Source organism: Demequina muriae, from assembly GCF_030418295.1.
In the GTDB taxonomy this organism is placed as follows: Bacteria; Actinomycetota; Actinomycetes; order Actinomycetales; family Demequinaceae; genus Demequina; species Demequina muriae.
On record NZ_JAUHQA010000001.1, the window covers coordinates 2,195,355 to 2,220,762 of the forward strand.

23 protein-coding genes are annotated in these 25,408 nt (G+C 69.2%); 19 read left to right on the plus strand and 4 right to left on the minus strand.

Going from position 1 to position 25,408, the window contains the following annotated elements; genetic code table 11:
• The first annotated feature begins 6 nt into the window (after positions 1–6).
• From leuD to QQX02_RS10315, 8 genes are all read left to right on the plus strand, one after another.
• Complete coding sequence (gene leuD, locus QQX02_RS10280; protein WP_301142902.1) at positions 7–648, plus strand: 3-isopropylmalate dehydratase small subunit; 642 nt, start codon at positions 7–9, stop codon at positions 646–648.
• Positions 649–785: 137 nt separating this feature from the next.
• On the plus strand, positions 786–1,631 hold the full coding sequence (locus tag QQX02_RS10285; protein ID WP_301142903.1) for a CPBP family intramembrane glutamic endopeptidase: 846 nt from the start codon (positions 786–788) through the stop codon (positions 1,629–1,631).
• A 54-nt stretch (positions 1,632–1,685) separates the two neighbouring features.
• Complete coding sequence (locus QQX02_RS10290; protein ID WP_301142904.1) at positions 1,686–2,705, plus strand: LacI family DNA-binding transcriptional regulator; 1,020 nt, start codon at positions 1,686–1,688, stop codon at positions 2,703–2,705.
• Positions 2,706–2,918: 213 nt separating this feature from the next.
• Positions 2,919–4,283, plus strand: coding sequence for an ABC transporter substrate-binding protein (locus QQX02_RS10295; RefSeq protein ID WP_301142905.1), 1,365 nt, complete (start codon positions 2,919–2,921; stop codon positions 4,281–4,283).
• Positions 4,284–4,357: 74 nt separating this feature from the next.
• Positions 4,358–5,296, plus strand: a complete 939-nt coding sequence (locus QQX02_RS10300) for a carbohydrate ABC transporter permease (protein WP_301142906.1) — start codon at positions 4,358–4,360, stop codon at positions 5,294–5,296.
• The gene (locus tag QQX02_RS10305; protein ID WP_301142907.1) at positions 5,293–6,207 is read left to right on the plus strand and encodes a carbohydrate ABC transporter permease; all 915 of its coding nucleotides are present in this window, start codon (positions 5,293–5,295) and stop codon (positions 6,205–6,207) included. The genes QQX02_RS10300 and QQX02_RS10305 overlap by 4 nt, the downstream gene beginning before the upstream one ends.
• A 33-nt stretch (positions 6,208–6,240) precedes the next feature.
• On the plus strand, positions 6,241–7,752 hold the full coding sequence (gene arfA, locus QQX02_RS10310; protein WP_301142908.1) for an arabinosylfuranosidase ArfA: 1,512 nt from the start codon (positions 6,241–6,243) through the stop codon (positions 7,750–7,752).
• On the plus strand, positions 7,749–8,759 hold the full coding sequence (locus QQX02_RS10315) for an arabinan endo-1,5-alpha-L-arabinosidase (RefSeq protein WP_301142910.1): 1,011 nt from the start codon (positions 7,749–7,751) through the stop codon (positions 8,757–8,759). Before arfA ends, QQX02_RS10315 begins: the two co-directional genes overlap by 4 nt.
• Positions 8,760–8,762: 3 nt before the next feature.
• Here the strand turns inward: QQX02_RS10315 and QQX02_RS10320 are convergent, their stop codons facing one another.
• Complete coding sequence (locus QQX02_RS10320; RefSeq protein ID WP_301142911.1) at positions 8,763–9,644, minus strand: PfkB family carbohydrate kinase; 882 nt, start codon at positions 9,642–9,644, stop codon at positions 8,763–8,765.
• Positions 9,645–9,836: 192 nt separating this feature from the next.
• Between QQX02_RS10320 and murA the strand changes: the two genes are divergently transcribed.
• The 4 genes from murA to QQX02_RS10340 are packed head-to-tail and all read left to right on the plus strand — an operon-like array spanning position 9,837 to position 13,964.
• Positions 9,837–11,147 carry a UDP-N-acetylglucosamine 1-carboxyvinyltransferase gene (murA, locus tag QQX02_RS10325; RefSeq protein ID WP_301142913.1) on the plus strand — a complete coding sequence of 437 codons (1,311 nt, stop codon included), beginning with the start codon at positions 9,837–9,839 and terminating at the stop codon, positions 11,145–11,147.
• A 3-nt stretch (positions 11,148–11,150) separates the two neighbouring features.
• On the plus strand, positions 11,151–11,864 hold the full coding sequence (locus tag QQX02_RS10330) for a lysophospholipid acyltransferase family protein (RefSeq protein ID WP_301142915.1): 714 nt from the start codon (positions 11,151–11,153) through the stop codon (positions 11,862–11,864).
• Positions 11,861–12,862, plus strand: coding sequence for an NAD(P)H-dependent glycerol-3-phosphate dehydrogenase (locus QQX02_RS10335; protein ID WP_301142917.1), 1,002 nt, complete (start codon positions 11,861–11,863; stop codon positions 12,860–12,862). Before QQX02_RS10330 ends, QQX02_RS10335 begins: the two co-directional genes overlap by 4 nt.
• A gap of 1 nt (position 12,863) precedes the next feature.
• Positions 12,864–13,964 carry a D-alanine--D-alanine ligase family protein gene (locus QQX02_RS10340; protein WP_301142918.1) on the plus strand — a complete coding sequence of 367 codons (1,101 nt, stop codon included), beginning with the start codon at positions 12,864–12,866 and terminating at the stop codon, positions 13,962–13,964.
• 15 nt (positions 13,965–13,979) lie between these two features.
• Here QQX02_RS10340 and QQX02_RS10345 read toward each other — a convergent pair whose 3' ends face one another.
• Positions 13,980–14,447, minus strand: coding sequence for a DUF3515 family protein (locus QQX02_RS10345; RefSeq protein WP_301142920.1), 468 nt, complete (start codon positions 14,445–14,447; stop codon positions 13,980–13,982).
• 89 nt (positions 14,448–14,536) lie between these two features.
• Here QQX02_RS10345 and QQX02_RS10350 point away from each other — a divergent pair, with 89 nt between their 5' ends.
• Together QQX02_RS10350 and QQX02_RS10355 are read left to right on the plus strand one after the other, a co-directional pair.
• On the plus strand, positions 14,537–15,910 hold the full coding sequence (locus QQX02_RS10350) for an MATE family efflux transporter (protein ID WP_301142921.1): 1,374 nt from the start codon (positions 14,537–14,539) through the stop codon (positions 15,908–15,910).
• A gap of 9 nt (positions 15,911–15,919) precedes the next feature.
• Entirely contained in the window at positions 15,920–16,864 is a 945-nt protein-coding gene (locus QQX02_RS10355; protein WP_301142923.1) for a thiamine-phosphate kinase, read from the plus strand.
• Between the two features lie 67 nt (positions 16,865–16,931).
• Here QQX02_RS10355 and rpmB read toward each other — a convergent pair whose 3' ends face one another.
• Positions 16,932–17,123: a 50S ribosomal protein L28 gene (gene rpmB, locus QQX02_RS10360; protein WP_061962473.1), complete on the minus strand. Its 192-nt coding sequence runs from the start codon at positions 17,121–17,123 to the stop codon at positions 16,932–16,934.
• A gap of 258 nt (positions 17,124–17,381) precedes the next feature.
• Between rpmB and QQX02_RS10365 the strand changes: the two genes are divergently transcribed.
• On the plus strand, positions 17,382–18,884 hold the full coding sequence (locus QQX02_RS10365; protein WP_301142924.1) for a DAK2 domain-containing protein: 1,503 nt from the start codon (positions 17,382–17,384) through the stop codon (positions 18,882–18,884).
• Positions 18,881–21,139 carry an ATP-dependent DNA helicase RecG gene (locus tag QQX02_RS10370; protein ID WP_301142926.1) on the plus strand — a complete coding sequence of 753 codons (2,259 nt, stop codon included), beginning with the start codon at positions 18,881–18,883 and terminating at the stop codon, positions 21,137–21,139. Before QQX02_RS10365 ends, QQX02_RS10370 begins: the two co-directional genes overlap by 4 nt.
• A 2-nt stretch (positions 21,140–21,141) precedes the next feature.
• Here QQX02_RS10370 and QQX02_RS10375 read toward each other — a convergent pair whose 3' ends face one another.
• Positions 21,142–23,037: a cellulase family glycosylhydrolase gene (locus QQX02_RS10375; RefSeq protein ID WP_301142927.1), complete on the minus strand. Its 1,896-nt coding sequence runs from the start codon at positions 23,035–23,037 to the stop codon at positions 21,142–21,144.
• Between the two features lie 196 nt (positions 23,038–23,233).
• On the opposite strand from QQX02_RS10375, the gene QQX02_RS10380 reads away from it, so the two are divergent.
• From QQX02_RS10380 to coaD, 3 genes are read left to right on the plus strand one after another with little or no spacing between them, the layout of a single operon-like run.
• On the plus strand, positions 23,234–24,241 hold the full coding sequence (locus tag QQX02_RS10380) for a sodium:calcium antiporter (RefSeq protein WP_301142928.1): 1,008 nt from the start codon (positions 23,234–23,236) through the stop codon (positions 24,239–24,241).
• 45 nt (positions 24,242–24,286) lie between these two features.
• Positions 24,287–24,847 (plus strand): 16S rRNA (guanine(966)-N(2))-methyltransferase RsmD, encoded by a 561-nt coding sequence (rsmD, locus tag QQX02_RS10385; protein ID WP_301142929.1) that lies wholly within the window; start codon positions 24,287–24,289, stop codon positions 24,845–24,847.
• Entirely contained in the window at positions 24,844–25,323 is a 480-nt protein-coding gene (gene coaD / locus QQX02_RS10390) for a pantetheine-phosphate adenylyltransferase (RefSeq protein WP_301142930.1), read from the plus strand. The genes rsmD and coaD overlap by 4 nt, the downstream gene beginning before the upstream one ends.
• Positions 25,324–25,408 lie beyond the last annotated feature (85 nt).

The following is a 25,408-nucleotide window of genomic DNA, read 5'->3' on the forward strand; positions in this document are numbered from 1 at the left end:
GACGCCATGGAGAAGATCACCACCCACACCGGCATCGGCGTCCCGCTGCGCCGTTCCAACGTCGACACCGACCAGATCATCCCCGCCGTGTACCTCAAGCGCGTGACCCGTACAGGCTTCGAGGACGCGCTGTTCGCCGCGTGGCGCGGCGACGAGTCGTTCGTCCTCAACCAGGAGTCCTACAAGAACGGGTCGGTGCTGGTCACCGGCCCCGACTTCGGCACCGGCTCGTCTCGCGAGCACGCCGTGTGGGCGCTCAAGGACTACGGCTTCAAGGTCGTCCTGGCCCCGCGCTTCGCTGACATCTTCCGCGGCAACTCCGGCAAGCAGGGGCTCGTCACCGGCATCGTCACGCAGGAGAACATCGAGCTCATCTGGAAGCTCCTCGAGGCCGAGCCCGGCAAGCAGATCACCGTGTCCCTCGAGGACCGCACCGTCACCTGCGGCGAGCTCACCGTGCCGTTCGAGATCGACGACTACGTGCGCTGGCGCCTGCTCGAGGGGCTGGACGACATCAGCCTGACCCTCCAGCACGAAGAGGAGATCACGGCCTTCGAGGCGACGCGCGGCTCGTGGCGTCCGAAGACCCTGCCCGCCAAGACCGAGCCCACCTTCCACGTGGAGGCGGCCCGCCCGGTCGACGCCTAGCCCTCCGCGCCGCCTTCCCCTATAGGAAGATTCTGTTCACGGTTTGCCCTCGGGGTGCATGCTGTAGGAAGATCCGGTGCGCTTGCGCGCGGAGCTGAGCGACCGCATCGGCCGGGGGTCATGGGATGCTCGTCACCATGACTTCCCAGGCCCCGGTGGAGATCGCGCCCCTGCGCGCCGACGCAAGAACGGTCGGCCGCGTCACGGCCGCCGCATTGGTGTGCGGTGCGGCGGTGCTGCTGTTCGCGATTCATGAGCGCCCCCTCGGGTACGTCCCGTTGATCGCGGGGGTGGTGCTCGCGTTCCTGATCGACCGCAGCCTCGCCAAGGACCTGAGCCTGATCGCGATCGGTCAGCTGATCATCTCCACGATCTCGCTCGAGGCCGACCTCTCCGATGCCGGGATCACCCGATTCGCCATCGCGCTGTCGCTGGCGGTGCTGGTGCCGTGGGCGCTCGCGCGCTACTGGCTGAAGCACGACGCGGTGAAGTTCCCCATGTTCACGGGCCGCCGCTGGAGTCGCGCGCAATGGTGGTACCTGGGGTTCGTCGTCCTCGCCGGGTACCTGATCCTGCCCTTCTACTTCATCGGCTCCGGCGCGTACATGAACTGGCCGGAGATCACCGGCGGCAACGAGATCGCGCGGCTCTTCGTGGGGGTGAACGCCGTCGGCATCTGGGACGAGCTGTTCTTCATCTGCACCGTGTTCGCGCTGCTGATGCGGCACTTCCCGATGTGGCTCGCGAACATCCTGCAGTCCTTGGTGTTCGTGTCGTTCCTGTGGGAGCTCGGCTACCGCGAGTGGGGGCCGCTCCTCACGATCCCCTTCGCGCTGATCCAGGCGTGGATCTTCTCGCGCTTCAAGTCGCTGCCGTATGTCCTCGCGGTGCACCTGCTGTTCGACGCCGTCGTGTTCGCGGTGCTCGTGCACGCACACCACCCGGACCTGTTCAACATCTTCATCACCGTGCCGGGGCGCTAAGGAGGCTGGCTGCAACGTTGTAGCCTGAGTGCCACGATCTGAGGAGCAGGGACTATGACGCCGACGTTGCGAGAGGTGGCACAGCTCGCAGGCGTGTCCATCAAGACGGTGTCGAATGTGATCAACGGCTACCCGCATATTCGACCGGCCACCCGCGCACGGGTCGAGGCCGCGGTCGCGGAACTCGGATACACGCCCAATCTCACGGCCCGCAACCTTCGCGCCGGACGCTCGGGTGCCATCACCCTGGCCCTGCCCGATATGGCCCTGGCGTACTTCGCCGAGTTGGCGGCTCAAGTCATCGAGGCGGCGGAGTCCGCAGGCCTCATCGTCCAGCTGGAGCACACGGGTGGGGATCGTGACCGGGAACTCGAGCTTCTTCGCAGTCCACGACGCCAGTCCAGCGACGGCCTGATCTTCAGCCCGCTTGGCATGGGCCAAGAGGACGCTGCCGCGCTGGACGTTCCCTACCCGCTGGTGCTGCTCGGCGAGCGCATCTTCGACGGACCAGCCGACCACGTGACGATGCGCAACCAGGATGCCGCGCGCGCGGCGACGGAGTATCTGCTCGAATCCGGCCGCCGCAGGATTGCCATCATCGGAGCGCACGAAGGCGAAGTGATCGGCTCCGCCGGACTTCGGTTCGCAGGCTACCGCGCGGCGCTGGAGGCGGCGGGGGTTCCGGTCGACCCGGACCTGATCGGCTACACCGGGCTGTGGCATCGCGCGAACGGGGCCGAGGCGATGCGCGGGCTCCTTCGATCCGGGGTCGAGTTCGATGCAGTGTTCGGCCTCAACGACACCCTCGCCCTCGGAGCGGTGCGCGTGCTTCTTGAGGCGGGGCTGAAGATCCCCGAGGACGTCGCAGTGATCGGATTCGATGACATCGAAGAGGTGCGGTACTCGGTGCCGTCCCTGACCAGCGTGCACCCCGGTCAGGACTGGATCGCTCGGACGGCTGTCGAGACGCTCATTGCGCGCCTTGAGGCGCACAGCCGCGGCCACCGACCGCCACCTCAAACGCAGCTCGCGGAGTTCTCCATCGTCGAGCGCGAGTCGGCGCCGCGACGCTGACTCAGGCCGCGCACGCGACCCAGGTCACAGAATCATAAAGTCCCCGTTGAGCGGTTGACAGGCGACATCGACGCCCCCATGATGTCTTTACAACGTTTACTTTCCAACGTTGTACAAGCTAGGGCTCACCGCAGAGTTACCTATGTGGCTCACCGCGGGCCGGTCCCATCGCACTCAGACAAAGGTGTCGAACACCGCGAGAGGAAGCACCACATGAACATCAGACTCATCGCAGCCACGGGGTTGGCCGCGCTCGGCGTGGCGACGCTGGCCGCATGCTCGTCCGGCGAAGAAGGCGAGAACGGCGAGAGCGCCGGTACGGGCGGCTCGGACCAGGCGTGCACCAACGAGATCGTCAACGAAGACGCCACGCAAGTGCTGGTATGGGCGTGGTACCCGTCCTTCGAGCCCGTCGTCGACCTGTTCAACGAGACGCACGACGACGTTCAGGTCTGCTGGACCAATGCCGGCCAGGGGAACGACGAGTACTCGAAGTTCTCCACCGCGATCGAGGCGGGCTCGGGAGCCCCCGATGTGATCATGCTTGAGGCCGAGGTCCTCTCCAGCTTCACCATCCGTGACGCGCTCGTGGACCTTACCGAGTACGGCGTCAACGACATCGAGGGCGACTACACCGAAGGTGCATGGTCGGACGTGAAGAGCGGCGACGCGGTGTATGCCGTGCCGGTCGATGGCGGGCCCATGGGCATGCTCTACCGCAAGGACATCTTCGACGAGTACGGCATCGAGGTGCCGGAGACGTGGGAAGACTTCGCAGTGGCGGCCGAGGCGTTGAAGGACGCGGGCGCTCCGGGAGTGCTTGCCGACTTCCCGACCAATGGCAGGGCGTACAACCAGGCGCTCTTCGCGCAGGCCGGCTCGGTACCGTTCGAGTACGACAGCGCCCAGCCGCAGGAGATCTCGATCGAGGTCAATGATCAGGGCGCCAAGGATGTCAACGCCTACTGGGCCGACCTCGTGGACCGTGGTCTGGTCGCCACGGATGACGCCTTCGCCGCCGATTACAACACCAAGCTGGTCGATGGCAGCTACGCCGTCTACATTGCAGCGGCATGGGGCCCGGGCTACCTCGCAGGTCTGTCGGACGCCGAGCCGGACGCCCAGTGGCGCGCAGCCCCGGTTCCTCAGTGGGACCTGGCGAACCCGGTGCAGATCAACTGGGGTGGATCCACGTTCGCCGTGACCTCGCAGGCGGAGAACCCTGAGGCCGCAGCACTGGTGGCGAAGGAGATCTTCGGCACCGAGGAGGCATGGAAGATCGGCATTGAGGAGGCGGCGCTGTTCCCGCTGTGGACGCCGATCTTGGAGTCCGACTACTTCGCCGACCTTGAGTACCCGTTCTTCGACGGTCAGCAGATCAACCGGGACGTGTTCCTGGAGGCGGCCGCGGGCTACGAAGGCTTCACGTTCAGCCCGTTCCAGAACTACGCCTACGACCAGCTCACGGAGGAGTTGTTCGCCATGGTGGAGGGGCAGAAGTCGTCTGACCAGGCGTTGGACGACCTCCAGGCCACCCTTGTCCAGTACGCCAACGACCAGGGCTTCACGGTCAACTGATCTCTCCGATCGGGCCGGGGGGTCAACCTCTCGGCCCGGTCGCGGGGTCCCGATCACTCACGGAGTCTTCGCCCATGGAAACCACGACATCCCCTGCACGCGCCAAGGCCGGCAGTGCGCAGCACCCCGGAACGGTGGCGCGACGCCGTCAACGGGTTGGCTGGCTGTTCGTCTCGCCATTCCTCCTCATCTTCGTCATCTTCCTCGTCGTCCCGCTCGGCTATGCGTTCTACATGAGCCTCTTCACCTCGACGCTCGCTGCCGGCAAGTCGTTCACCGGCGCAGACAACTACATCAAGGCATTCACGGACCCGATCTTCCTGGAAGGAATGGCGCGCGTCGGCTTCTTTGCCCTCGTGATGATTCCGCTTCAGATCGGCATCGCGCTGCTGGCGGCGCTCGTTCTCGACACCCTCGCGACCAAGCTGTCGAAGGCCTCGCGCCTGCTGATCTTCGCGCCCTACGCGATTCCGGTGGTCATCGGAGCCCTGATGTGGGGCTTCCTCTACAGTCCGCGCTTTGGTCCTGCCACCACCATCTTCGAAGTGTTCGGCATGCAGGCGCCGGAGTTCCTGTCCGCCAACCTCATCTTCGGCAGCCTCGTGAACATCGTGACGTGGCAGTGGTCGGGCTACTACATGATCGTGATCTACGCCGCGCTGAGGTCGATCGACGCGTCGATCTACGAGGCGGCTCGCGTCGATGGTGCGACGGGCACGCAGATCGCGCTGCGCATCAAGGTGCCCATGATCTCCTCCTCGATGGTCATGGTGCTCATCTTCGCGATCATCGGCACGCTTCAGTTCTTCACCGAGCCAGTGGTGCTGCGCAACATTGCGCCGGGCGCCATCGATGCGGCCTTCACGCCGAACATGTATGCGTACGCACTGGCCTTCCAATACAGCCAATTCAATTACGCATCGACGATCGCCTTCTCGCTGGGAATCCTGGTGTTCATCGGCTCGTACATCTTCCTGTACTTCACTCGCAAGCAGAGCGGATTGGAAAAATGAGCGCCGTCACTGACAAGCCTTCAGTTCGAAAGAGCCGTTCCTCGCGAGATCACACCGAGCGCGGCGTCGGAGACAACCGGCGCATCGGCTCGCATGTGCTGCTCGGCATTCTCGCGATCTACTTCATCCTGCCGCTCTGGTGGCTGCTGGTCTCGTCGACCAAGTCGACCTCGAGCCTGTTCTCGTCCGCGCCGCTGTGGTTCGACAACCCAGCTGACTTCGTCGACAACGTGCAAGGGCTGTTCACCCACCAAGGCGGCATCTACTGGACGTGGCTGGGCAACTCGTTCCTGTACGCCTTCACGGGTGGAGTCGGCGCCACGATCCTCGCAATCCTGGCGGGGTACGGATTCGCGAAGTACCGCTTTCGCGGTCGTGGCGTCGCCTTTGGATTCATCCTGGGATCGGTGATGGTGCCGCTCACCGCGCTGGTGGTGCCCACGTTCCTGCTGCTGAGCAACGTGGGGCTCATCAACACCCCGTGGGCGGTGATTCTCCCGTCGCTCCTCAGTCCGTTCGGGGTGTACCTCATGCGTGTGTACACCCAGGATGCGATTCCCGACGAGATGCTCGAGGCGGCGCGGATCGATGGATCAGGCGAGTTCCGCACGTTCTTCAGGATCGCGCTGCCGATGCTGAAGCCCGCCATCGTGACCGTGCTGCTCCTCAGCGTGGTGGCCACCTGGAACAACTTCTTCCTGCCGCTGGCGATGCTCTCGGACCCTCAGCTCCTGCCGGTCACCGTCGGACTGAACAACTGGACCAAGTTGTCGAATGCAGGCGCGGGCGGAGAGCAGGTCTGGAATCTCATCACTTCTGGCGCCTTCATCTCCATCCTGCCGCTGCTGATCTCGTTCCTCTTCCTTCAGCGCTATTGGCAGGGTGGCTTGGCCATCGGCTCCGTCAAGTAACCCATCACTCCTTCACAGAAAGCACCACTTCGCATGCCACACGCTCATCTGACCATCGACCCCCATTTCACCGTCGGCACCATTGACCGCCGCCTGTTCGGAGGTTTCGTCGAGCACCTGGGACGCCACGTCTACGACGGTATCTACGAGCCGGGGCACCCGACCGCCGACGAGGAAGGCTGGCGCACCGACGTGATCGAGCTCGTCAAGGAGCTGGGCGTCGACACGATTCGCTATCCGGGCGGAAACTTCGTGTCCGGGTTCCGGTGGGAGGACTCGGTGGGGCCTCGGGACCAGCGCCCACGTCGGCTGGACCTCGCATGGCACTCGACTGAGACCAACGAGGTGGGGTTGCACGAGTTCTCATCCTGGCTCGAGAAGGTCGGCAGTGAGCTCATGCTCGCGGTCAACCTCGGCACGCGGGGAACGTCCGAGGCGCTCGACTTGCTCGAGTACGCGAACATCCCCGCGGGCACCGCGCTGTCCGAGCTCCGCCGCGAGCACGGCCGGGACCAGCCCTTGGGCGTCAAGATGTGGTGCCTGGGGAATGAGATGGACGGGCCTTGGCAGCTGGGCCACCGAGACGCCGACGACTACGGGAAGATCGCGATTCAGACAGCCCGGGCGATGCGACAGGTCGACCCTGCCATCGAGCTCGTCGTGTGTGGCTCCTCGAGCGCTCAGATGCCGACCTTCGGAGCGTGGGAGCGCACCGTACTCGAGCACACGTACGACGCCGTGGACTTCATCTCCTGCCACGCCTACTACGAGGAGTACGACGGCGACCTCGCGTCGTTCCTGGCATCGGCGGTCAACATGGACCGTTTCATTGAGACGGTGGTGGCGACGGCGGATCACGTCAAGTCACTCAAGAAGAGTGACAAGACCATCAACATCTCTTTCGACGAGTGGAACGTCTGGTACATCACGCGCTTCGAGAACGTCGACAAGATCGAGGGGCTCGACAACTGGCCCATCGCGCCGCGGCTCCTCGAGGACGTCTACTCGGTGGCGGATGCGGTCGTCTTCGGCAATCTCATGATCTCGCTGCTCAAGCATGCTGATCGCGTCACGAGCGCCTCGCTTGCTCAGTTGGTCAACGTCATCGCGCCCATCATGACCGAGCCAGGAGGCCCCGCATGGCGCCAGACCACCTTCTTCCCGTTCTCGATCACGTCCCGTCTCGCGCGCGGTAAGGCGCTGGAGCTGAAACTGGATTCACCCACCTATGCGACGGACCGCCATGGCGTGGTCCCGCTGGTCGACGCAGTGGCGACCCACGACGAGGAGACCGGGCGCAGTGCCGTGTTCCTGGTCAACCGCTCGGCCGATGAAGCCGTAACGCTGACAGTCGATGTGGCCAGGCTCGGCGACGTGTCGGTGCTCGAGGCGAATACGCTCAGCGACGACGACATCTACGCACGGAACACGCTCGACGAGCCGGAGCGGGTCTCGCCGCACGCGAACGACACCGCGCACATCGAGGCGGGCGAGCTCACCGTGACGCTCCCACCCGTGTCGTGGACCGCGTTGGCGCTCGGGTGACGGGTCGCTGGACCTGGCGAAGCGAGCGTGGCGGTCGCCGACGGTGGCTGTTCGCCGTTGCGCTTGTGGCGAGCGCCATGGTGGCGGGCTGCTCACCTGGCGGTAGTGGGGGTCTGGAAGGCGACCTGGACGTCCACGACCCAGCGCTGGCGAAGGACGGAGACACGTGGTTCGTGTACGCGACCGGGACGGGCACCGTCAAGGACGGCAACATCTCGGTGCGGTCGTCCGAGGACGGCCGTACCTGGAGAAGGGCGGGGTTCGTCTGGGACGAGAAGCCAGCGTGGCTGAGCGAGGCGGTGCCGGGCGTCGACAATCTCTGGGCGCCGGAGCTCATCGAGCACGATGGCACGTGGTACTTGTACTACTCCGCGTCCACTTTCGGGTCTCAGACCTCGGCGATCGCGTTGGCCACCAACACCACGCTCGATCCTGGTGACCCGGCGTATGAGTGGGTCGATCAGGGGCCGGTCATCTCGTCATCCGGGGAGAACGACTACAACGCGATCGACCCCGGCATCGCGGTCGACGACGACGGCACGCCGTGGATGGCGTTCGGATCGTTCTGGTCTGGGATCCGGATGGTCGAGCTCGAGTGGCCGAGCGGGATGAGGGCGGGGAAAGAGGAGCCAGCGCGGGTCGCTGACCGGGGCGCGCCGCCCAACGCCGTCGAGGCGCCTTACCTCGTCGAGAGGGATGGTCAGTGGTTCCTCTTCGTGTCCTGGGACAGCTGCTGCAGCGGCTTGGACAGCACGTATCGGATCGCGGTGGGCCGCTCCGACTCACCCCAGGGGCCCTTTGTCGACCGGGACGGCGTGCCGCTGCTCGATGGGGGTGGCACGGTGCTGCTCGAGACGGAGGGCGAGCGCATTGGCCCAGGAGGTCAGTCGGTGTACGACGGTGTGGTGGCTCTTCACTACTACGACGAGGCGCTGAATGGGCAGCCTCAACTGGGACTGATCGATATCGAGTGGGACGACGACGGCTGGCCCACGCTGACCTGGTAGTTCTCAGCGGTGCAGCCACGCCCGCGTGCCGAACGACCCCAGCGACGGCGCCACGGCCCGCGCTGCCCATGCGATGTCCTCGGCGAGCCGCGTATCGTCCAGGCCCAGCGTGGCCACCCTCCACACGAGTGCCCCGTGGAAGAAGTCGCCCGCGCCCAGGGTGTCGACCACCTCGACAGGGTCGATCTTCACGGATCCCGTCGCGCCAGGCGTGCGCCACACCACGTCGTCAGCGCCGCGCGTGATGACCGTGCGCTCGACTCCCAGCGTCGCGAGCCACGCGACCACGTCGTCGGGTTCGCGCGATCCGTCCGGGGTCGCGAGATCGGCCGATGCGATCACCACGTCGACCTCTCGGACCACGTCCGGGGTGTGCGGCTTGACGCTGCCGGCGTCCATGAGCACGGGGATGCCCGATGCGCGGGCGGCCTTCGCGGTCGCGATCGCCCTGGCGGGGTGGTAGCCGTCCACGAGGACCGCGCGCACCTCGTCGAGCGGTGGCACCGGCGCGGCGGCGTCCTCGAGCGCGGTGGCACCAGACGAGGGCGACACGACCGCGCGCTCACCGGTGCCGCGCGTCACCATGATGGAGGCGGTGACGGGCGGTCCCGCGCCTTCGTCGTCCGCGGCGAGCGGCACGGCGCAGGTCTCGAGGTCGGCTCTGATCACGGCGGACAGCGGATGGTCGGGAAGCTGGGTGACCAGCGTCGGGGCACCCCCCAGATGAGCGAAGGCCACTGCCGCATTGGTCGCCGGGCCTCCGGCCGCGAGCAACGACTCCCGCGCGACGACCTTCTCGTTCGCGCCCGGCACGCGGTCCACCGACTGGATGACGTCGAGGGTGCACAGGCCGACGAACAGGGCACGGGGCGCAGATGCGGTCACGGCACCATCGTGTCACCCAGGCGTGGACGAATTCTTCCTCCAGCGCGCACCCCGAGCGCGAACTGGGTACAGAACGTTCCTACGGGGCGAGGGCGAGGGCGAGGGCGGTGCGGCGGGGCGAGGGCGGTGCGGCGTGGCGCGAGCGACGCGCCGATGCGGTACCCGCTCGCGCGATGAGGGAAGATAGCAACCATGACCGACTCCATTCGCGTCCACGGCGGCGAGCCGCTGCGTGGCGAGATCACGGTGCGCGGCGCCAAGAACTTCGTCTCGAAGGCCATGGTCGCCGCCCTGCTCGGATCCACGCCATCCACGCTGCGCAACGTGCCCAACATCCGCGACGTCAAGGTCGTCTCCGAACTGCTGCGCCTCCACGGCGCCGGCGTGGACTACAACGTCGAGTCCGGCGAGATCGCGCTCGACACGACGTCGTTGCAGTACGCCGACGCCCTGCAGATCGCGACTCACGCAGGATCATCGCGCATCCCGATCCTGCTGTGCGGCCCGCTGCTGCACCGGCTCGGCGAAGCCGTGATCCCCGACCTGGGCGGGTGCCGCATCGGCGATCGCCCCATCAACTTCCACCTCGAGATCCTGCAGAAGTTCGGTGCGCAGGTCGAGGAGGGCGGGGACGGTCTGCACCTGACGGCTCCGAACGGCCTCACGGGCATCGCCCACACGCTCTCGTACCCGTCTGTGGGCGCCACCGAGCAGCTGCTGCTGACCGGCGTGCTCGCGAAGGGCATCACGACCCTTGAGAACGCGGCGGTCGAGCCCGAGATCAAGGACCTCATCGACACCCTGCAGAAGATGGGCGCGATCATCTCGGTCGACACGGATCGGTCGATCACCATCGAGGGCGTCGAGACGCTGCACGGCTACGACCACACCGCGCTCGCCGACCGCATCGAGGTGGGCTCGTGGGCGTCGGCCGCACTCGCGACGCGTGGCGACGTCATGATCCACGGCGCGCAGCAGCGCACCATGGGCATGTTCCTCAACGTGTTCCGCAAGGTGGGGGGCGAGTTCGACGTGCGTCAGGACGGCATCCGGTTCTGGCACCCCGGTGGCGACCTCAACGCGATCGCGCTGCAGACCGATGTCCACCCCGGCTTCATGACCGACTGGCAGCAGCCGCTGGTCGTGGCGCTCACGCAGGCGAAGGGTCTGTCGATCGTCCACGAGACCGTGTACGAGAACCGGTTCGGATTCACCGAGGCGTTGGTCGCGATGGGGGCAGAGGTGCAGCTCTACCGCGAGTGCCTCGGCGACAAGAAGTGCCGGTTCGGCCAGCGCAACTTCCGCCACAGCGCCGTGATCTCTGGACCGACGCCGCTGCACGCCGCGGACATCGAGGTTCCGGACCTGCGCGGAGGCTTCTCTCACCTGATCGCCGCGCTCGCGGCCAAGGGCACCTCCACCGTGTCCGGCATCGGCATCATCGACCGCGGCTATGAGGCGTTCCGTGACAAGCTGACGGCGCTCGGCGCGGCGGTCGAGTAGCCCGTGCCTCCCACGATCCCCGCCGGGTTCCGCGCCGTCGCGGCTCTCGTCAAGCCGGTGCTCACGGCGACCACGCGGCGCCACTGGTCCGGCGAAGAGCACCTGCCGCGCGACCAGGGCTTCATCGCCGTATCCAACCACGTGACGTATGCGGACCCCTTCACGGTCGCGCACTACCTCTACGACCAAGGGTTCGCCCCGCACTTCTTGGCGAAGGCATCACTGTTCGAGATCCCCGTGGCCGGCAAGTTCCTGGCGAGCCTCGATCACGTTCCTGTCCACCGGGGCAGCGCCCAAGCGCGCGAGGCCGTCGAGGCGGCCGTGCGGCTGCTGGAACGTGGGGACTCGATCGTGGTCTTTCCCGAAGGCACCCTCACGCGCGACCCCGAGATGTGGCCCATGCTCGCGCGCACGGGAGCCGCACGCATGGCGCTCGCTCACGACGTCCCCGTGGTGCCGATCGCGCAGTGGGGCGCGCATGAGCTGCTCGCGCCGTACTCGAAGCGGCCGCGCCTGTTCCCCCGGACGGACGTCACGGTTCAGGCGGGTCCGCCGGTCGACCTCGACGAGTTCCGCGGGCGTCCCCTCGACATCGAGGTGCTGCGTGCGGCCACCGACCGCATCATGGCTACGCTGACCTCCATGCTGGAAGAGATCCGTGGTGAGAAGGCGCCGGCGAAGCCGTGGGACATGCGTCGCGACGGTGGCGGCCGATGACCCGCGCCGCAGTACTGGGAGCCGGGGCGTGGGGGACCACGTTCGCGGCGGTGCTCGCGGACGCCGGCACCGAGGTCACGCTCTGGGGTCGCGACGCTGAGGTCGCGGAGCAGATCAACACCGAGCGACGCAACGAGCGATTCCTTCCGGGGATGGATCTCCCTGAGGGGATTCGGGCGACGGACGATGCGCGCTCGGCTCTCGCGGGCGCCGACATCGTCGCGGTGGCCCTGCCGGCGCAGCGGGTGCGCGGCATCATCGCCGACTGGGCCGATGCGGTGCCGGCCGATGCGGTGGTGGCCTCGCTCATGAAGGGCATCGAGGTCGGCACGCATGCGCGCATGAGCGACGTCCTGCGCGAGGTGTGGGGACTCCCCGCGGAACGCACCTTGGTGGTCTCCGGGCCCAACCTTGCGCGCGAGATCGCAGTGAAGCAGCCCACGGCCACGGTGGTCGCGGGCACGGACTCGTCGGCCGCAGAGATGCTCGCGACGGCGACCGCATCGAACTACTTCCGTCCGTACACCAATCCCGATGTGGTGGGCGTCGAGCTGTGTGGAGCGTTCAAGAACGTGATCGCCGTGGGCGTCGGCGTCACCGACGGCATGGGATTCGGACACAACACCACGGCCACGGTGATCACCCGCGGCCTGGCCGAGATCACGCGCCTCGGCGTCGCGCTGGGCGCCCATCCGGACACGTTCTCCGGTCTCGCTGGCATGGGCGACCTGATCGCGACCTGCGCGTCTCCGCTGTCGCGCAACCACACCTTGGGAGCGCACATCGGCCGCGGGCTGAACCTCGTCGACGCGATCGAGCGCACCGGCGGCACCGCCGAGGGCGTCCAGACCTCCCTGTCCATTCAGGAGCTCGCGCGGGAGCACGGCGTCGACGTGCCCATCTGCGACGCAGTCGTGGACATGCTGCACCACGAGCAGCCGCTCTCGGAGGTGCTCACGTCGCTGCTGTCCCGGCCACGCAAGGCGGAGCTGAGCTAGCGTGAACGCCGCGTCCCGGCCCACCGTCGCCGTGCTGTTCGGCGGACGGTCCTCCGAGCACGAGGTGTCGTGCGCGACCGCAGGCGGCGTGCTCGGCGCGATCGACCGCGACCGCTGGAACGTCGTCGCGGTCGGCATCACGCGCGAGGGGCGCTGGGTGCCCGTCTCCGCCGATCCCGACCAGTGGCGCATCCGCGATGGCGCGCTCCCTCACGTCCCCCACGACGAGCGGACGGTGCTGCCCCCACGGGACGCCTCCGAGCGCACGTGGCGCGTGCTCGGTGCGGACGGCACCGCATCGGCGCTGGCAGACGTGCATGTGGTGCTGCCGCTGCTCCACGGGCCGTTCGGTGAGGACGGCACCATCCAGGGCGCCCTCGAACTGATCGACGTGCGCTACGTCGGATCAGGCGTGCTCGCCTCGGCGGTGGGCATGGACAAGGCCTACATGAAGATCGCGCTGCGCGCCGCTGGACTGCCCGTCACGCCTGACGTGGTGCTCGCGCCGGGGGAGAGCCCCGATGGGCGCCGTGCCGAGATCGAGGCGCTCGGCATGCCGGTGTTCGTCAAGCCCGCACGTGCGGGGTCGAGCATGGGCATCTCGAAGGTGTCGGAGTGGTCGCAGCTCGACGCCGCCGTGGCCGCGGCGGTCAAGCACGACCCCAAGGTCCTCATCGAGCAGGCGGTGGTCGGTCGCGAGATCGAGACGGCCGTCCTCGACGGACCCCAGGGGGCCGTGGCGTCACCCGCGGGTGAGATCGTCACCGGCGCCGGCCGCGAGTTCTACGACTTCGAGGCGAAGTACCTCGACGACGAGGCCGTGGACCTGCGGTGCCCCACCGAGCTGGCGGACGACGTCGCCGCGCAGGTCGCCGACATGGCGCTGCGCTCCTTCGCGGCGGTGGGGGCGGAGTCGCTCGCCCGAGTCGACGTCTTCGTGGGCGACGACGGCACCGTGACCGTGAACGAGATCAACACCATGCCAGGGTTCACTGCGACCAGCATGTACCCGCGCATGTGGGCGGCCGCGGGCGTGAGCTACCCGGAGCTCATCGAGACGCTGCTCACCGGCGCGCTCGAGCGCGCCACCGGCCTGCGCTAGTCCGCGACGCCCGGTTCAGCTGCACTCCAGCCCGTTCTCCGGCGCCAACGCGGCCGCGGGCGACAGCTCCGCGAGCACGTCGCCGACCGCCTCGTCCGCGCGGACCTGCGGCACCGTGAGCTCGAGAGCGGGGGAGCGGCCGAACGTCACGGCGACCCAGTCCTCGCCTTCCTCGCGCAGCAGCCAGTCGACGGTCGCCGCAGGCGTCTCGACCGCGATGCACTGCTCAGTGGTGGGACCGGGCGGCTCGACACCGCAGCGGGCCAGGATCGCGTACTCCTCCCCCCACGCCTGCGTGGCCTGCGACGTGGTGGCGCGCATCTCCAGGCCACCCACCGTCTCGGGGATCGCGAGCATCACGCGGGCGCAGTCGGGGTCGGCCGCGTAGGGGGCGGCCTCGATCACCTCAGCGTGCGCGCATCCCGCCAGCAGCGGCAAAGCCGCGACGGCCGATGCGGCGGCGACGGCAAGGCGGCTGGGCATGACTCCCAGCCTAGTTCGGCCGCCCGGTGCCCCCGGCCATCGCATCGGCCCTGGCGGGCGGCGGGTGCCGGAACCGGTAGCGTCGATCCGTGACTTCTCGCCGCGACCTCTTCAGGGGTCTTCCCCACAGGCGCGCCCTGTCCCTCGCGTGGCCCATGATCGTCGCCAACGTCTCGGTGCCGCTGGTCGGACTGGTCGACACGGCGATGCTGGGGCATTTCTCGGACACGCAGAACCTGGGCGCCGTCGCGGCAGGCGCGATCGTGCTCTCGGCGGCGTACTGGGTGCTGTCCTTCCTGCGCCTCGGCACCACCAGCCTCGTGGGCCGCGCGGTCGGGGCGGGGCGGCCACTCGACACGATCTCGCACCTCCAGCGCAGCCTGATGCTCGCGGGCGTCATCGCGGCGGCGATCCTGGTGCTGCAGTGGGTGCTGATCCCGCTAGCGATGACCATCGTCGCCCCCGCGGGCGAGGTGCGCGAGCTGGCGACCGCGTACGGACAGATCCGCGTGCACTCGCTGCCGGCGGTGCTGGGAACCTCGGTCATCACCGGATACTTCATCGGCTCGCAGGACACCCGCAGGCCGCTGGCGATCGCCGTCGTGGTCAACCTGCTCAACCTGGTGCTGGACATCGCCTTCGTGGGCGGGCTGAGCTGGGGCGCTGCTGGAGCCGCGTGGGCGACGATGATCGCCGAGTGGGTGGGTCTCGCGGTCGCCGCCGTGCTGCTGTGGAGGTTCCTGGACCCCACGCTGCGGGAGCGGCTGCGCAAGTGGCGCGGTCAGGGCCTGCGGCGTCGCTGGCGCGCGCTGCTGACCATGAACGCCGATCTCGCGGTGCGCACGGCCCTGCTGTACGTCGCGCTGACATTCCTGACGGCCGCCGGAGGGCGCATCAGCGAGGACGTCCTGGCCGCGAACGCGATCCTGCTGCAGGTGACGCTGCTCGCGAGCTACGGACTCGACGGGTACGCCCACGCCGCGGAGGCGATGAGTGCGAAGGCCCTCGGCACCAGGAACCTCACCGAGTTCCACCGGGTGAATGCGGCGGCCACCCTGCCCGCGCTCGGGATCGCCGCGGCGTTCACGGCGCTCTTCCTGGTGGCCCAGGACCCCTTCATCAGCCTCATGACGAGTCTGCCGGACCTCGCCGCGACGACCGCCCAGTACTTCCATTGGGCCGCGTGGCTGCCGCTGATCTCGGTGGCGGCGTATCAGCTCGACGGCGTCTTCATCGGCTCGGGGCAGTCGCGCATCATGCGGAACACGATGCTCGTGGCGGTCGTGGGCGTCTACCTGCCGGTCTTCTTCGTGCCCGCGTGGGTGACGGGCGAGGCCAGCAACGACGGCCTGTGGCTGGCGTTCACGCTGCTCAACGTGGCGCGGGGAGTCCTGCTCGGAGCCGCGTACTGGCGCCTGACCCGCACGCGGGGCTGGCTACGGACGGCCGATGCGGGAGCCTAGGCTCGTGCCATGACGACTTTCGGAGAGATGGGCGAAGACGCGTTGATCGCGTTGTTCGCGCCGCGACTGCCCAGCACCGACGCCGAGATCCTGGGCCCAGGCGATGACGCTGCGGTGCTCTCGGTCGACGGCGACCTCGTGGTCAGCACGGATGTGCTCGTCGAGAACCGTCACTTCCGGCTCGAGTGGTCCACCGGTGCGGACGTGGGCTGGCGGGCCGCCATGCAGAATCTTGCGGACATCGACGCGATGGGCGCGGTTCCGACCGCGCTGGAGGTGACGCTGTGCGCCCCCTCTTCCACACCCGTGGAGTTCGTGCTCGGGCTCGCGGACGGGCTCCGGGAGGCCTGCGAGCCGCACGGGGTGGGCGTCGTGGGCGGCGATCTCTCGGGGGCGAGCGAGATCGTGGTCGCCGTGACCGCGATGGGGGAGACTCACGGCACCGAACCGATCACGCGGGCCGATGCGCTCGCAGGGGATGTCGTGGCCGTCGCGGGCGCGCTCGGCGGGGCCAAGGCGGGGTACGAGCAGCTCTCTCGCGGCGAGCGCGTGGACGCGGAGGCGGTCGACCTGTTCCTGCGCCCTCAACCGCGCATCGGCGCCGGACTCGAGGCGGCCCTGCACGGCGCCACCGCGATGATGGACCTGTCAGACGGGCTGGCGCGCGACGCCGCGAGGCTGGCGCGGGCATCGGGGCTGACCATTGCGGTCGACTCGGCCACAGTGCCCGTTCACCCGGCGGCGCAGCGCACCGCCGAGGCGCTGGGGGAGCCCGACAGCGCGCTCGCGTGGGCGTTGTCCGGGGGTGAGGACCACCACATGCTGGCGACCTTCCCGCGTGCGTCGGTGGTCCCCGAGGGCTGGCACATCATCGGGTCCGCGGTCGACGGGCCCGGAACGCTGCTGGTCGACGGCGAGACGCCGGCGGACCCGGGGTGGGACCACTTCTCCTGACCGGAGGGCGGACGCGAAAAAGCCGACGCCCCCCGAGGGGTGCGCCGGCTTCCCGAGTACGCCGTCGTCAGACGGCGCGCTGAACCTTGCCCGCCTTGAGGCAGGAGGTGCAGACGTTGACGCGCTTGGGCGTTCCCGCCACCACGGCGCGCACGCGCTGGATGTTGGGGTTCCAGCGACGCTTGGTCCGGCGGTGCGAGTGCGAGATCGAGTGTCCGAAGGACGGACCCTTGCCGCAGACGTCGCAGTTGGCAGCCACGATAGTTCTCCTCAGTTGCACTTGCGCTTCGCCCGACTGGGCGGCGCCACGTTCATCTGTCCGGTGTCGGACAACCGCACTAGGGTATCTGACGAATGGCGCACCGGGCAACCGAGGCGCGGTCGAGCGGTCGCCATGTGAGCGGGGTCGACGGTCGTCACGGTCCACCGTGACACCATGGTGCCAGGAAATCGGGCAAGAGGCGCAGCGAGATCGGCGCCGGAGAACTGCGCGCATGTCGCGTGACGGGCGGGATGGATGCACGAATCTGCGGACGTGAGGCGCTGGCTCGACGCCGGTGCCCGTGCCGTCAAGCATGCCCGCGAGCGTCTGGACGCGATCAACGTCTTCCCGGTGGCGGACTCCGACACCGGCACCAATCTCTACCTCACCCTGCAGGAGGGGAACCGGGCGGTCGCGAAGCTCAGAGCTGACGCGAGCCACCGTGAGGTGGTGGCCGCGTTCGCGCGCGGGTCGCTCGTGGGCGCCCGCGGGAACTCCGGGGTGATCATCTCGCAGTACCTCACCGGGTTCCTGTCGGCGATCGATCATCACGGAGGCCTCAGCCGCGTCGACGGGCGGGGCATCGCCCAGTCGCTCGATGCCGCCGCCGCTGCCGCCTACCGCGCCGTCGGCTCGCCCGTCGAGGGCACGATCCTCACCGTGGCGCGCGCCGCGGCGACGGGCGCTCAGCGGGCGGTGGATGCCCGCGCCGGGCGCGATGCCACCCTCGTCGCGGCAGTCGAGGACGCCCGCGCCGCCCTCGCGCAGACCCACGAGCAGCTGCCGCTCGCCAAAGAGGCGGGCGTCGTCGATGCGGGCGCCGCGGGACTGGTGCTGCAGCTCGAGATGCTCGCCGAGACCCTCGGCGGCCCCGAGGTGCTCAGCTCCCTCGACAGGGTCGAGTGGGAGGTCACCGACGCGGGCACCACCCGCATCTCGTACGTGCACCACTCTCACGAGGGCGCATACGAGGTGATGTTCGTCGCCAAGTCCGATCACGACATCCATGCGGCCCTCACCCGCGACCTCGAGGCGATGGGCGACTCCGTCGCCGTCACTGGGACGCACGGGCTGTGGCAGGCGCATGTGCACACGGACCAGCCGCATCTGGCGGTCGAGCGCGGGATCGAGGCCAAGGCCCGTCAGATCGTGGTGCGCAATGTGCGCGTGGGCCATGATGCCGACCGCGCCTCGACGGGCATCGTCGCTCTCACGCACTGCCCTGGCCTTGCGGAGCCGCTCGCCGACGCGGGCGCGATCGTTCTCGTGGTGCCCGATCCCACCGCGCTCAAGCGCCGGGCGCTGCGACGAGCGGTGAAGGACGCCTCCGGCACCGCGGCGGTCGTCGTGGCGGGCCACCCGGCCCTGCGCGCTGCGGCCGAGGAGCTCGCACGTAAGCGGCGCAAGCCCCGGCTGACCATCCTCGACAGCCAGCACGAGGCGCAGGTGATCGCGGCGGTCGCCGCCGCGGCCCTCGTCACCCCGGGCCAGGACCTCGCGGACGAGATGGCGGCCGCCGTCGCGGCGACCGTGGTGGGGCAGAGCAGCGGCGACGCGCTCGACGACGATGTCGACCGCCTCATCGTCCCCGACACAGAGGTCGTGTCGCTGATCCTGGCCGCAGGCATGCCTGCCAGCGTGGCCGACGCCGTGCGGATGTCCGTGAGAGCCGCCGCCCCCGACGCGGACGTGAACGTGTACCGAGGCCAGCAGGCCCACCCCGGGGTGCTGATCGGCGTCGAGCGCGCACCCTCATGAACGGCGCCGACAGGCTCGCGGAGCCGCTGTCGCGCGTGCTGGGCGCTCGTACCGCCGGGGGACTGGCCAAGCTCGGTCTCGAGACGGTCGAGGACCTGCTGCGCCACTACCCGCGCCGGTACGGCTCGCCGGGGGAGCGCACGGACATGTCGGCGCTCGCCGTCGGTGAGCACGTCACGGTGATGGCCGAGGTACGGTCCACCCAGGTGCGCAGCATGCGCTCGCGGGGCGGCGCGATGCTCGAGGCGATCGTGACCGACGGCCACGACACGCTGCAGCTGACGTTCTTCGCCAAGCGCGCGGGCGTGCTGCGCATGCACGAGTCGAAGCTGAAGCCGGGGAGCACCGGGCTGTTCACCGGCACCGTCGGCGACTACCGCGGCAGGCGCCAGCTCACCCACCCCGACTACCTCATCGTCGGCGTAGATGCGGCCGACGAGGCCGAGGCCGTCCTCGAGGCCTCGCGACCCATCCCGATCTACCCGGCGGCCGCAGCGGTGCCCACGTGGCGCATCGGCCGCTCGGTGCGCACGGTGCTGGACCCGCTGACCGAGGAGGACGTTCCGGACCCGATCCCCGCCGCGATCCGTGCGGAGCGGTCGCTGCCGACGCTGCTCGAGGCGCTCCGCGCCGTCCACGTGCCCGATGCGCCATCGGACTGGGAGCGCGGGCAGGACCGCCTGCGGTTCGAGGAGGCGCTCGTCCTGCAGACCGCGCTCGCCCGCCGCCGCGCCGCTCGGGAAGGGCTCGCCTCCACGCCGCGCCCCCCGCGTGACGGCGGACTGGTGGACGCGCTGGACGCAAGCCTGCCGTTCACCCTGACGCCGGCGCAGGAGACTGTGGGACGCGAGATCGCCGCCTCCCTCGCCGGTGCCACGCCCATGATGCGACTGCTTCAAGGCGACGTGGGCGCAGGCAAGACGGTGGTCGCGCTGCGCGCCATGCTGCAGGTCGTGGACTCCGGGGGTCAGGCCGCGCTCCTGGCGCCGACCGAGGTGCTCGCCGCGCAGCACCTGCGCAGCCTGGAGCAGCTCCTGGGTCCGCTGGGCCACGGCGGCATGCTCGGGGGCGACGCGCGCGCGACGCGCCTCACGCTCCTCACCGGTTCGCAGGGGTCCACGGTGCGCCGCCAGGCGCTGGCCGACGCGGCCTCGGGAGCTGCGGGGATCGTGGTGGGCACTCACGCGCTGCTGAGCGAAGGCGTGCAGTTCGCTGATCTGGGCCTGGTCGTCGTGGATGAGCAGCACCGGTTCGGCGTCGAGCAGCGCGATGCCCTGCGCACTCGCGGCGACCGGCCGCCGCACATGCTGGTGATGACGGCGACACCGATCCCGCGCACGGTCGCGATGACGGTGTTCGGGGATCTGGAGACGTCGACCCTCGCCGACCGGCCGCCCGGTCGCGCGGAGACCGTCACTCACATCGTGCCTGCGGACAACGAGGCCTGGCTGGCGCGAACCTGGCAGCGCGTGCGCGAGGAGGTCGACCAGGGCCATCGCGTCTACGTGGTGTGCCCGCGCATCGACGCCGATGAGCCAGCAGTTGACGGCGGCGCGCCGCCGAGCGATGCGGCCGATGCCGGCGGCGACGAGCCGCTCGTGCTCGAGTGGGAGGGCGATGACGCACCCTCGGCAAGCGTCCCGCTCGCGTCGGTGACGGAGACGGCCGCGATGCTCGCCGCTCGGCCTGAGTTCGCAGGCATACGGATCGGACGTCTCCACGGGCGGCTCCCGGCCGATGCGAAGGAGGCGGCGATGGCCGCATTCGCCTCGGGCGAGGCGCCGGTGATGGTGTCGACCACCGTGATCGAGGTGGGGGTGGACGTCCCGCAGGCGACCGTGATGATCGTGCTCGACGCCGAACGGTTCGGGATCTCGCAGCTGCACCAGCTGCGCGGGCGGGTGGGGCGCAGTACCCTCGCCGGCCTGTGCCTCCTCGTGTCGCGCGCGGAGCCCGGCTCGGTGTCCCGCGAGCGGCTCGAGGCGCTCGCGTCCACCACCGACGGCTTCGCGCTGGCGGAGAAGGACCTCGAGCTGCGGCGCGAGGGAGACGTCCTGGGCGCGGCGCAGTCGGGCGGGCGCCACTCGCTCCGGCTGCTGCGGGTGGTCAGGGATGCGGCCCTGATCGAGGAGGCGCGGGTCGTGGCACGTGACCTGGTCGCCGCCGACCCCCTGCTCGAGACCGCCCCGGCCCTCGCCTCGGCCATCAGCCTGTGGCTGGGACCCGAGCGCGAGGACTTCCTCGAGCGCGGCTGACGTCAGCCGACGGGTGGACGCCCGCCGCTCTCGTAGTACTCGGTCACCGTGACGCCGCCCGGCAGCGGCACCTCATGATCGAGGCCCACGAACGCCCCCTCCCGGTCCTGCCACAGCGCGGGCTCGACGAGCGCGTACTTCTCCTCATCCCACGTGGTCCAGTCGTCCATGAGCAGCCCACCGGTGTCGCTGGAGTTGGGGTTCACGACCCAGAACGTGTGATGCAGGTGGCGGTCCACGATGAGGTCCCGTAGGTATGTCATCCAGCGGTCCTGGCGCTCGTCCTCCCCCAGGCGGCCGCCCCACTCGCCGATCAGCAGGGGTGAGACGCCCTCGTCATGCAGGTAGAGCCATGTCGGCCCCCAGACGTCGCGCTCGAGGCTCGCGCCCGAGAACGATCCCCGGAACCACGGCTGCTCGTAGACCAGCGGGCCGTAGTCGTGCGGGGAGTACATGACCTTGTCCGCGGGGCCATCCACTGGCTGGACGCCCGCCAGCCGGAGGTTGCCTCCCCACCAGGTGATGTCGTAGTCGCCCGGATCGTTCGAGGACCACTGCTCGCCGTCGGCAGGGGTCGCCTCGATGCCCTCGACCAGCAGCAGCGCGTGGGGATGCACGGCGTGAATCCGCTGCGCGGCCTCGGACGCGACAGCGCGCCAATCACCGTCCGAACCGTCGCCCCAGGTGGCACGCGGATTCTCCGGCGGCTTCCCGTGAGGCTCGTTCTGAAGGTCGAAGCCGACGATGGTGTCGTCGTCGCGGTAGCGCTCGGCCACCCACTCCCACGCCACCAAGAAGTCCTCGGTGGTGATGCCCTCGGCTGTCCAGAGGGGAGCGATGTGGCCCGCGTTGTCCGCCTTGGCCGAGTGCACGTCCAGGATCACCTTGAGCCCGTGCGCCTTCGAGGTGACGAGCAGCGCCTCGAACGCCTCGAGGGTGGTGGCGCCGTCGAGCTCGGGATTGGTGCCGGCGTTGACGTTGGAGGCGGCGGGGGCGTTGCCCGATCGCCACTCGAGCAGCAGCTCGGTGGAGATCGGCACCCTGAGCACGTTGAAGCCGCGCTCCGCGATCGCCGCGATGGTGCTCTCCAGGTTCACGGACCAGAGGCCGTGCAGCACACGCTCGGTGGTGTTGAAGCCGAACCAGTTGGCACCCGTGAGCCAGACCGCGTTGCCATCGGCGTCGATGATGCTGTTGCCGTCGACGCTGAGCCAGTCGTCACCGCTCGGTGCGTTCAACGGGGGAGCCACGTCGGCCGCGTCACCGGGGCCCGGATCGTCCCGGTCGGCGTCGCCATCGCCATCGCCCGCTGCGCTCGCCACGGCGCCGCCGCAGGCCGCGGAGAGCGCATCGGGCGTCCCCGACGCAGTGAAGCCGAATGTGGCCTCGTCGCCCTCGGCGACCGTCGCGTTGTACTCGAGGTTCTCGGCCTCGACCAGGCCCTGGGCACCGCGGGCCAGAGTCGTGTCCCACGCGCCGTCGACCACGGCGTCGCCGAGCTCGAGCATCACGGACCAGCCCTTCAGCGCACCGGCGCTCGCCCGCACCGCCACGTCGGCCGTGAAGCCGCCCTCCCACTCGTCACGGATCACCACGTCCACCGAGCACTCGGCTGGAGCGCCGTCCGCGCCGACGGCGGGCGTCGAGGAGGGGGTGGCGGAGGCATCCGACGAGGCGTCCGAGTCGACGGACGTCGCCAGCGCCCACGTCCCTGCCACCACGAGCACCAGCACGCCCACGGACGCGCTCGCGGTCATCACCCAGCCGCGGCGGGTGGTCGGCGGCCAGCGCCGCGCGGGCCGCTGGCCGGGCACAGTCTCGTCGGGCACAGTCTGGTCGGGCTCGCTGTGCGCGCGCTCGTCGTCGGCGGCGTCTCCAGGCGTGGTCTGGTCGCTCATGAGCCCCCCCATAGGTCCCGGCACAGCCTAGCGACGTCCCGAGCAGGACCGAGCCAGTGCCCAGGACGGGGGAGCCGCGACCGCGCTCTGTACGGCCGCGCAGGCCGTGTCGTAGCCTGAAGATCAGGCCCGACGCACGAGCAGGGACAGGCCGCCACGGCCACGCGCGCAGACGAGGAGTGACGGCATCGGTGACGTGTGGTCGCTGTGGCCCTCGGTCGGGGCGCTGGCGGTGGCCGTCGTGGTGCTCGGCTTCGGCGGCACGCGCCTGGCGTACGTCGCGGACGAGATCGCGGAGCGCACGCGCATGGGCAAGGCGACCGCGGGCGCGCTCCTGCTGGGCGCCGTGACCTCGCTCACGGGCATCGTCACGACCGCGACGGGAGCGCTGTCCGGAGACGCGGACTTCGCGATCGCCAACCCGATCGGCGGCGTCGCGATCCAGACGGTGTGGATTGCGATCGCGGACCTGCTGTACCGCCGCACCAACCTCGAGCACGCGGCCGCGTCGCTGCCCAACCTGCTTCAGTCGCTGATCCTGCTGGCGCTGCTGGCACTGCCCGTCGCCGCCTACGCGACTCCCGACCTGACTTGGGGGTGGTTCCACCCGCTGACGCTGGCGATCCCGGCGCTGTACCTCTACGGGCTGCGGCTCGTGAAGTCCGTTGAGGACCACCCGCAGTGGACGGCTAAGGAGACCGCTGACACCGGCGACGAGGAGTCCCCCGAGCAGTCGAACAAGACGATGCGCGCACTGTGGGGATGGTTCGCGCTGCTGGGTGCGGTGGTGGCCGGGTTCGGCTGGGTCGTCGCGAAGGCGGGTCTGGGCGTCGTCGCCGCGACGGGCATACCGTCCTCGATCGCAGGCTTCACGATCACGACTGCGATCTCCTCGCTGCCCGAGCTCATCACGCTGCTGGCGGCGGTGCGCATCGGCTCGATCGAGCTGGGAATCGGCAACATCGTGGGCGGCAACGTCTTCGACACGCTCATGATCGCGGTGGCGGATCTGTTCTTCGTCGGCGGATCGATCTACGCGTCGGTCGGGCCCCGGTCGCTGGTCCTGCTCGCCGGCACGGCGCTCATCTGCGCGGTGCTCGCCGCCGGGCTGGTGGTGCGCGACAGGCGCGGCATCGGTTTCGAGGGGGTCGCGATCCCCGGGATCTATCTGGCGACGATCGGGTTCGCGATCATGGCGGCCTGACGACGTCTCTCGGTGACGCATGCGGACCCCCGTACCCTGGTCCGCATGACGCGCATCATCGCCGGAGACCTCGGAGGACGCCGCATCGCCGTGCCCCCGCGCGGCACCCGTCCCACGACCGATCGCGTCCGCGAGGCGCTGTTCTCGCGACTGGATCACCAGGACGCGCTGCACGGTGCCCGGGTGCTCGATCTGTTCGCAGGGTCCGGGGCGCTGGGCCTTGAAGCGCTCAGCCGCGGCGCGACATCGGCCACCTTCGTCGAGGCGGCCGCCTCCGCCGCGCGCGTGATCACCGCAAACGCCAAGGAGCTCGCCACGACCGACCGCGCTCGCGTGGTCAAGGAGCGGGCGCTGCCGTTTCTCGCACGCACCACTGATCAGTGGGACCTCGTCCTGATCGACCCTCCGTACGACATCGCCGCGGAGGATCTCGCCGCGGTGCTGGAGGCGCTCGCGCCGCGTCTCGCGGCCGATGCGGTGGTCGTGCTGGAGTGGACCAGCCGAGCCCCCCAGCTCACGTGGCCTCCCGGGCTGGTCATCGAACGCGAGCGCGACTACGGCGAGACCCGCCTGCACTGGGCCCGCTGGGGTAGCGTCGAGTCATGACGCTCGCAGTTCTGCCAGGCACGTACGACCCCATCACGCTGGGCCACGTGGACATCGCGGTGCGGGCCGGCCGGCTGTTCGACGAGGTGGTCATCGGCATCGCCCACAACTCCACCAAGTCCCCGCTGCTCGATGTCGAGACCCGCGCGCGGCTTGCTCGTGAGGCGACCGCGCACCTGGAGGGGGTGCGCGTCGAGGTGATCGACGGTCTGCTGGTGCACTTCTGCGAGCGGGTGGGAGCCACCGTGATCGTGAAGGGTCTGCGAGGCGGTGCCGACTACGACGTCGAGCGTCCGATGGCGCTCATGAATCGTTCGCTGACCGGAGTGGAGACGGTGTTCGTCACGGGCGACAACGCACTGAGCCACATCGCCTCGTCACTGGTGAGGGATGTCGCACGGCACGGCGGCGACATCGATGCGTACGTGCCTGCCGGGGTCGCGGAGGCAGTCCGCTCGGCGCTCGACGCGGCCTGACCATGCGGGCGCTCGCGCCGGGTTGAGGGACCCCCCGAGGATCACGTAGGATAGTGCGCCGGTCCTGCCGAACGTGCACGGGCCG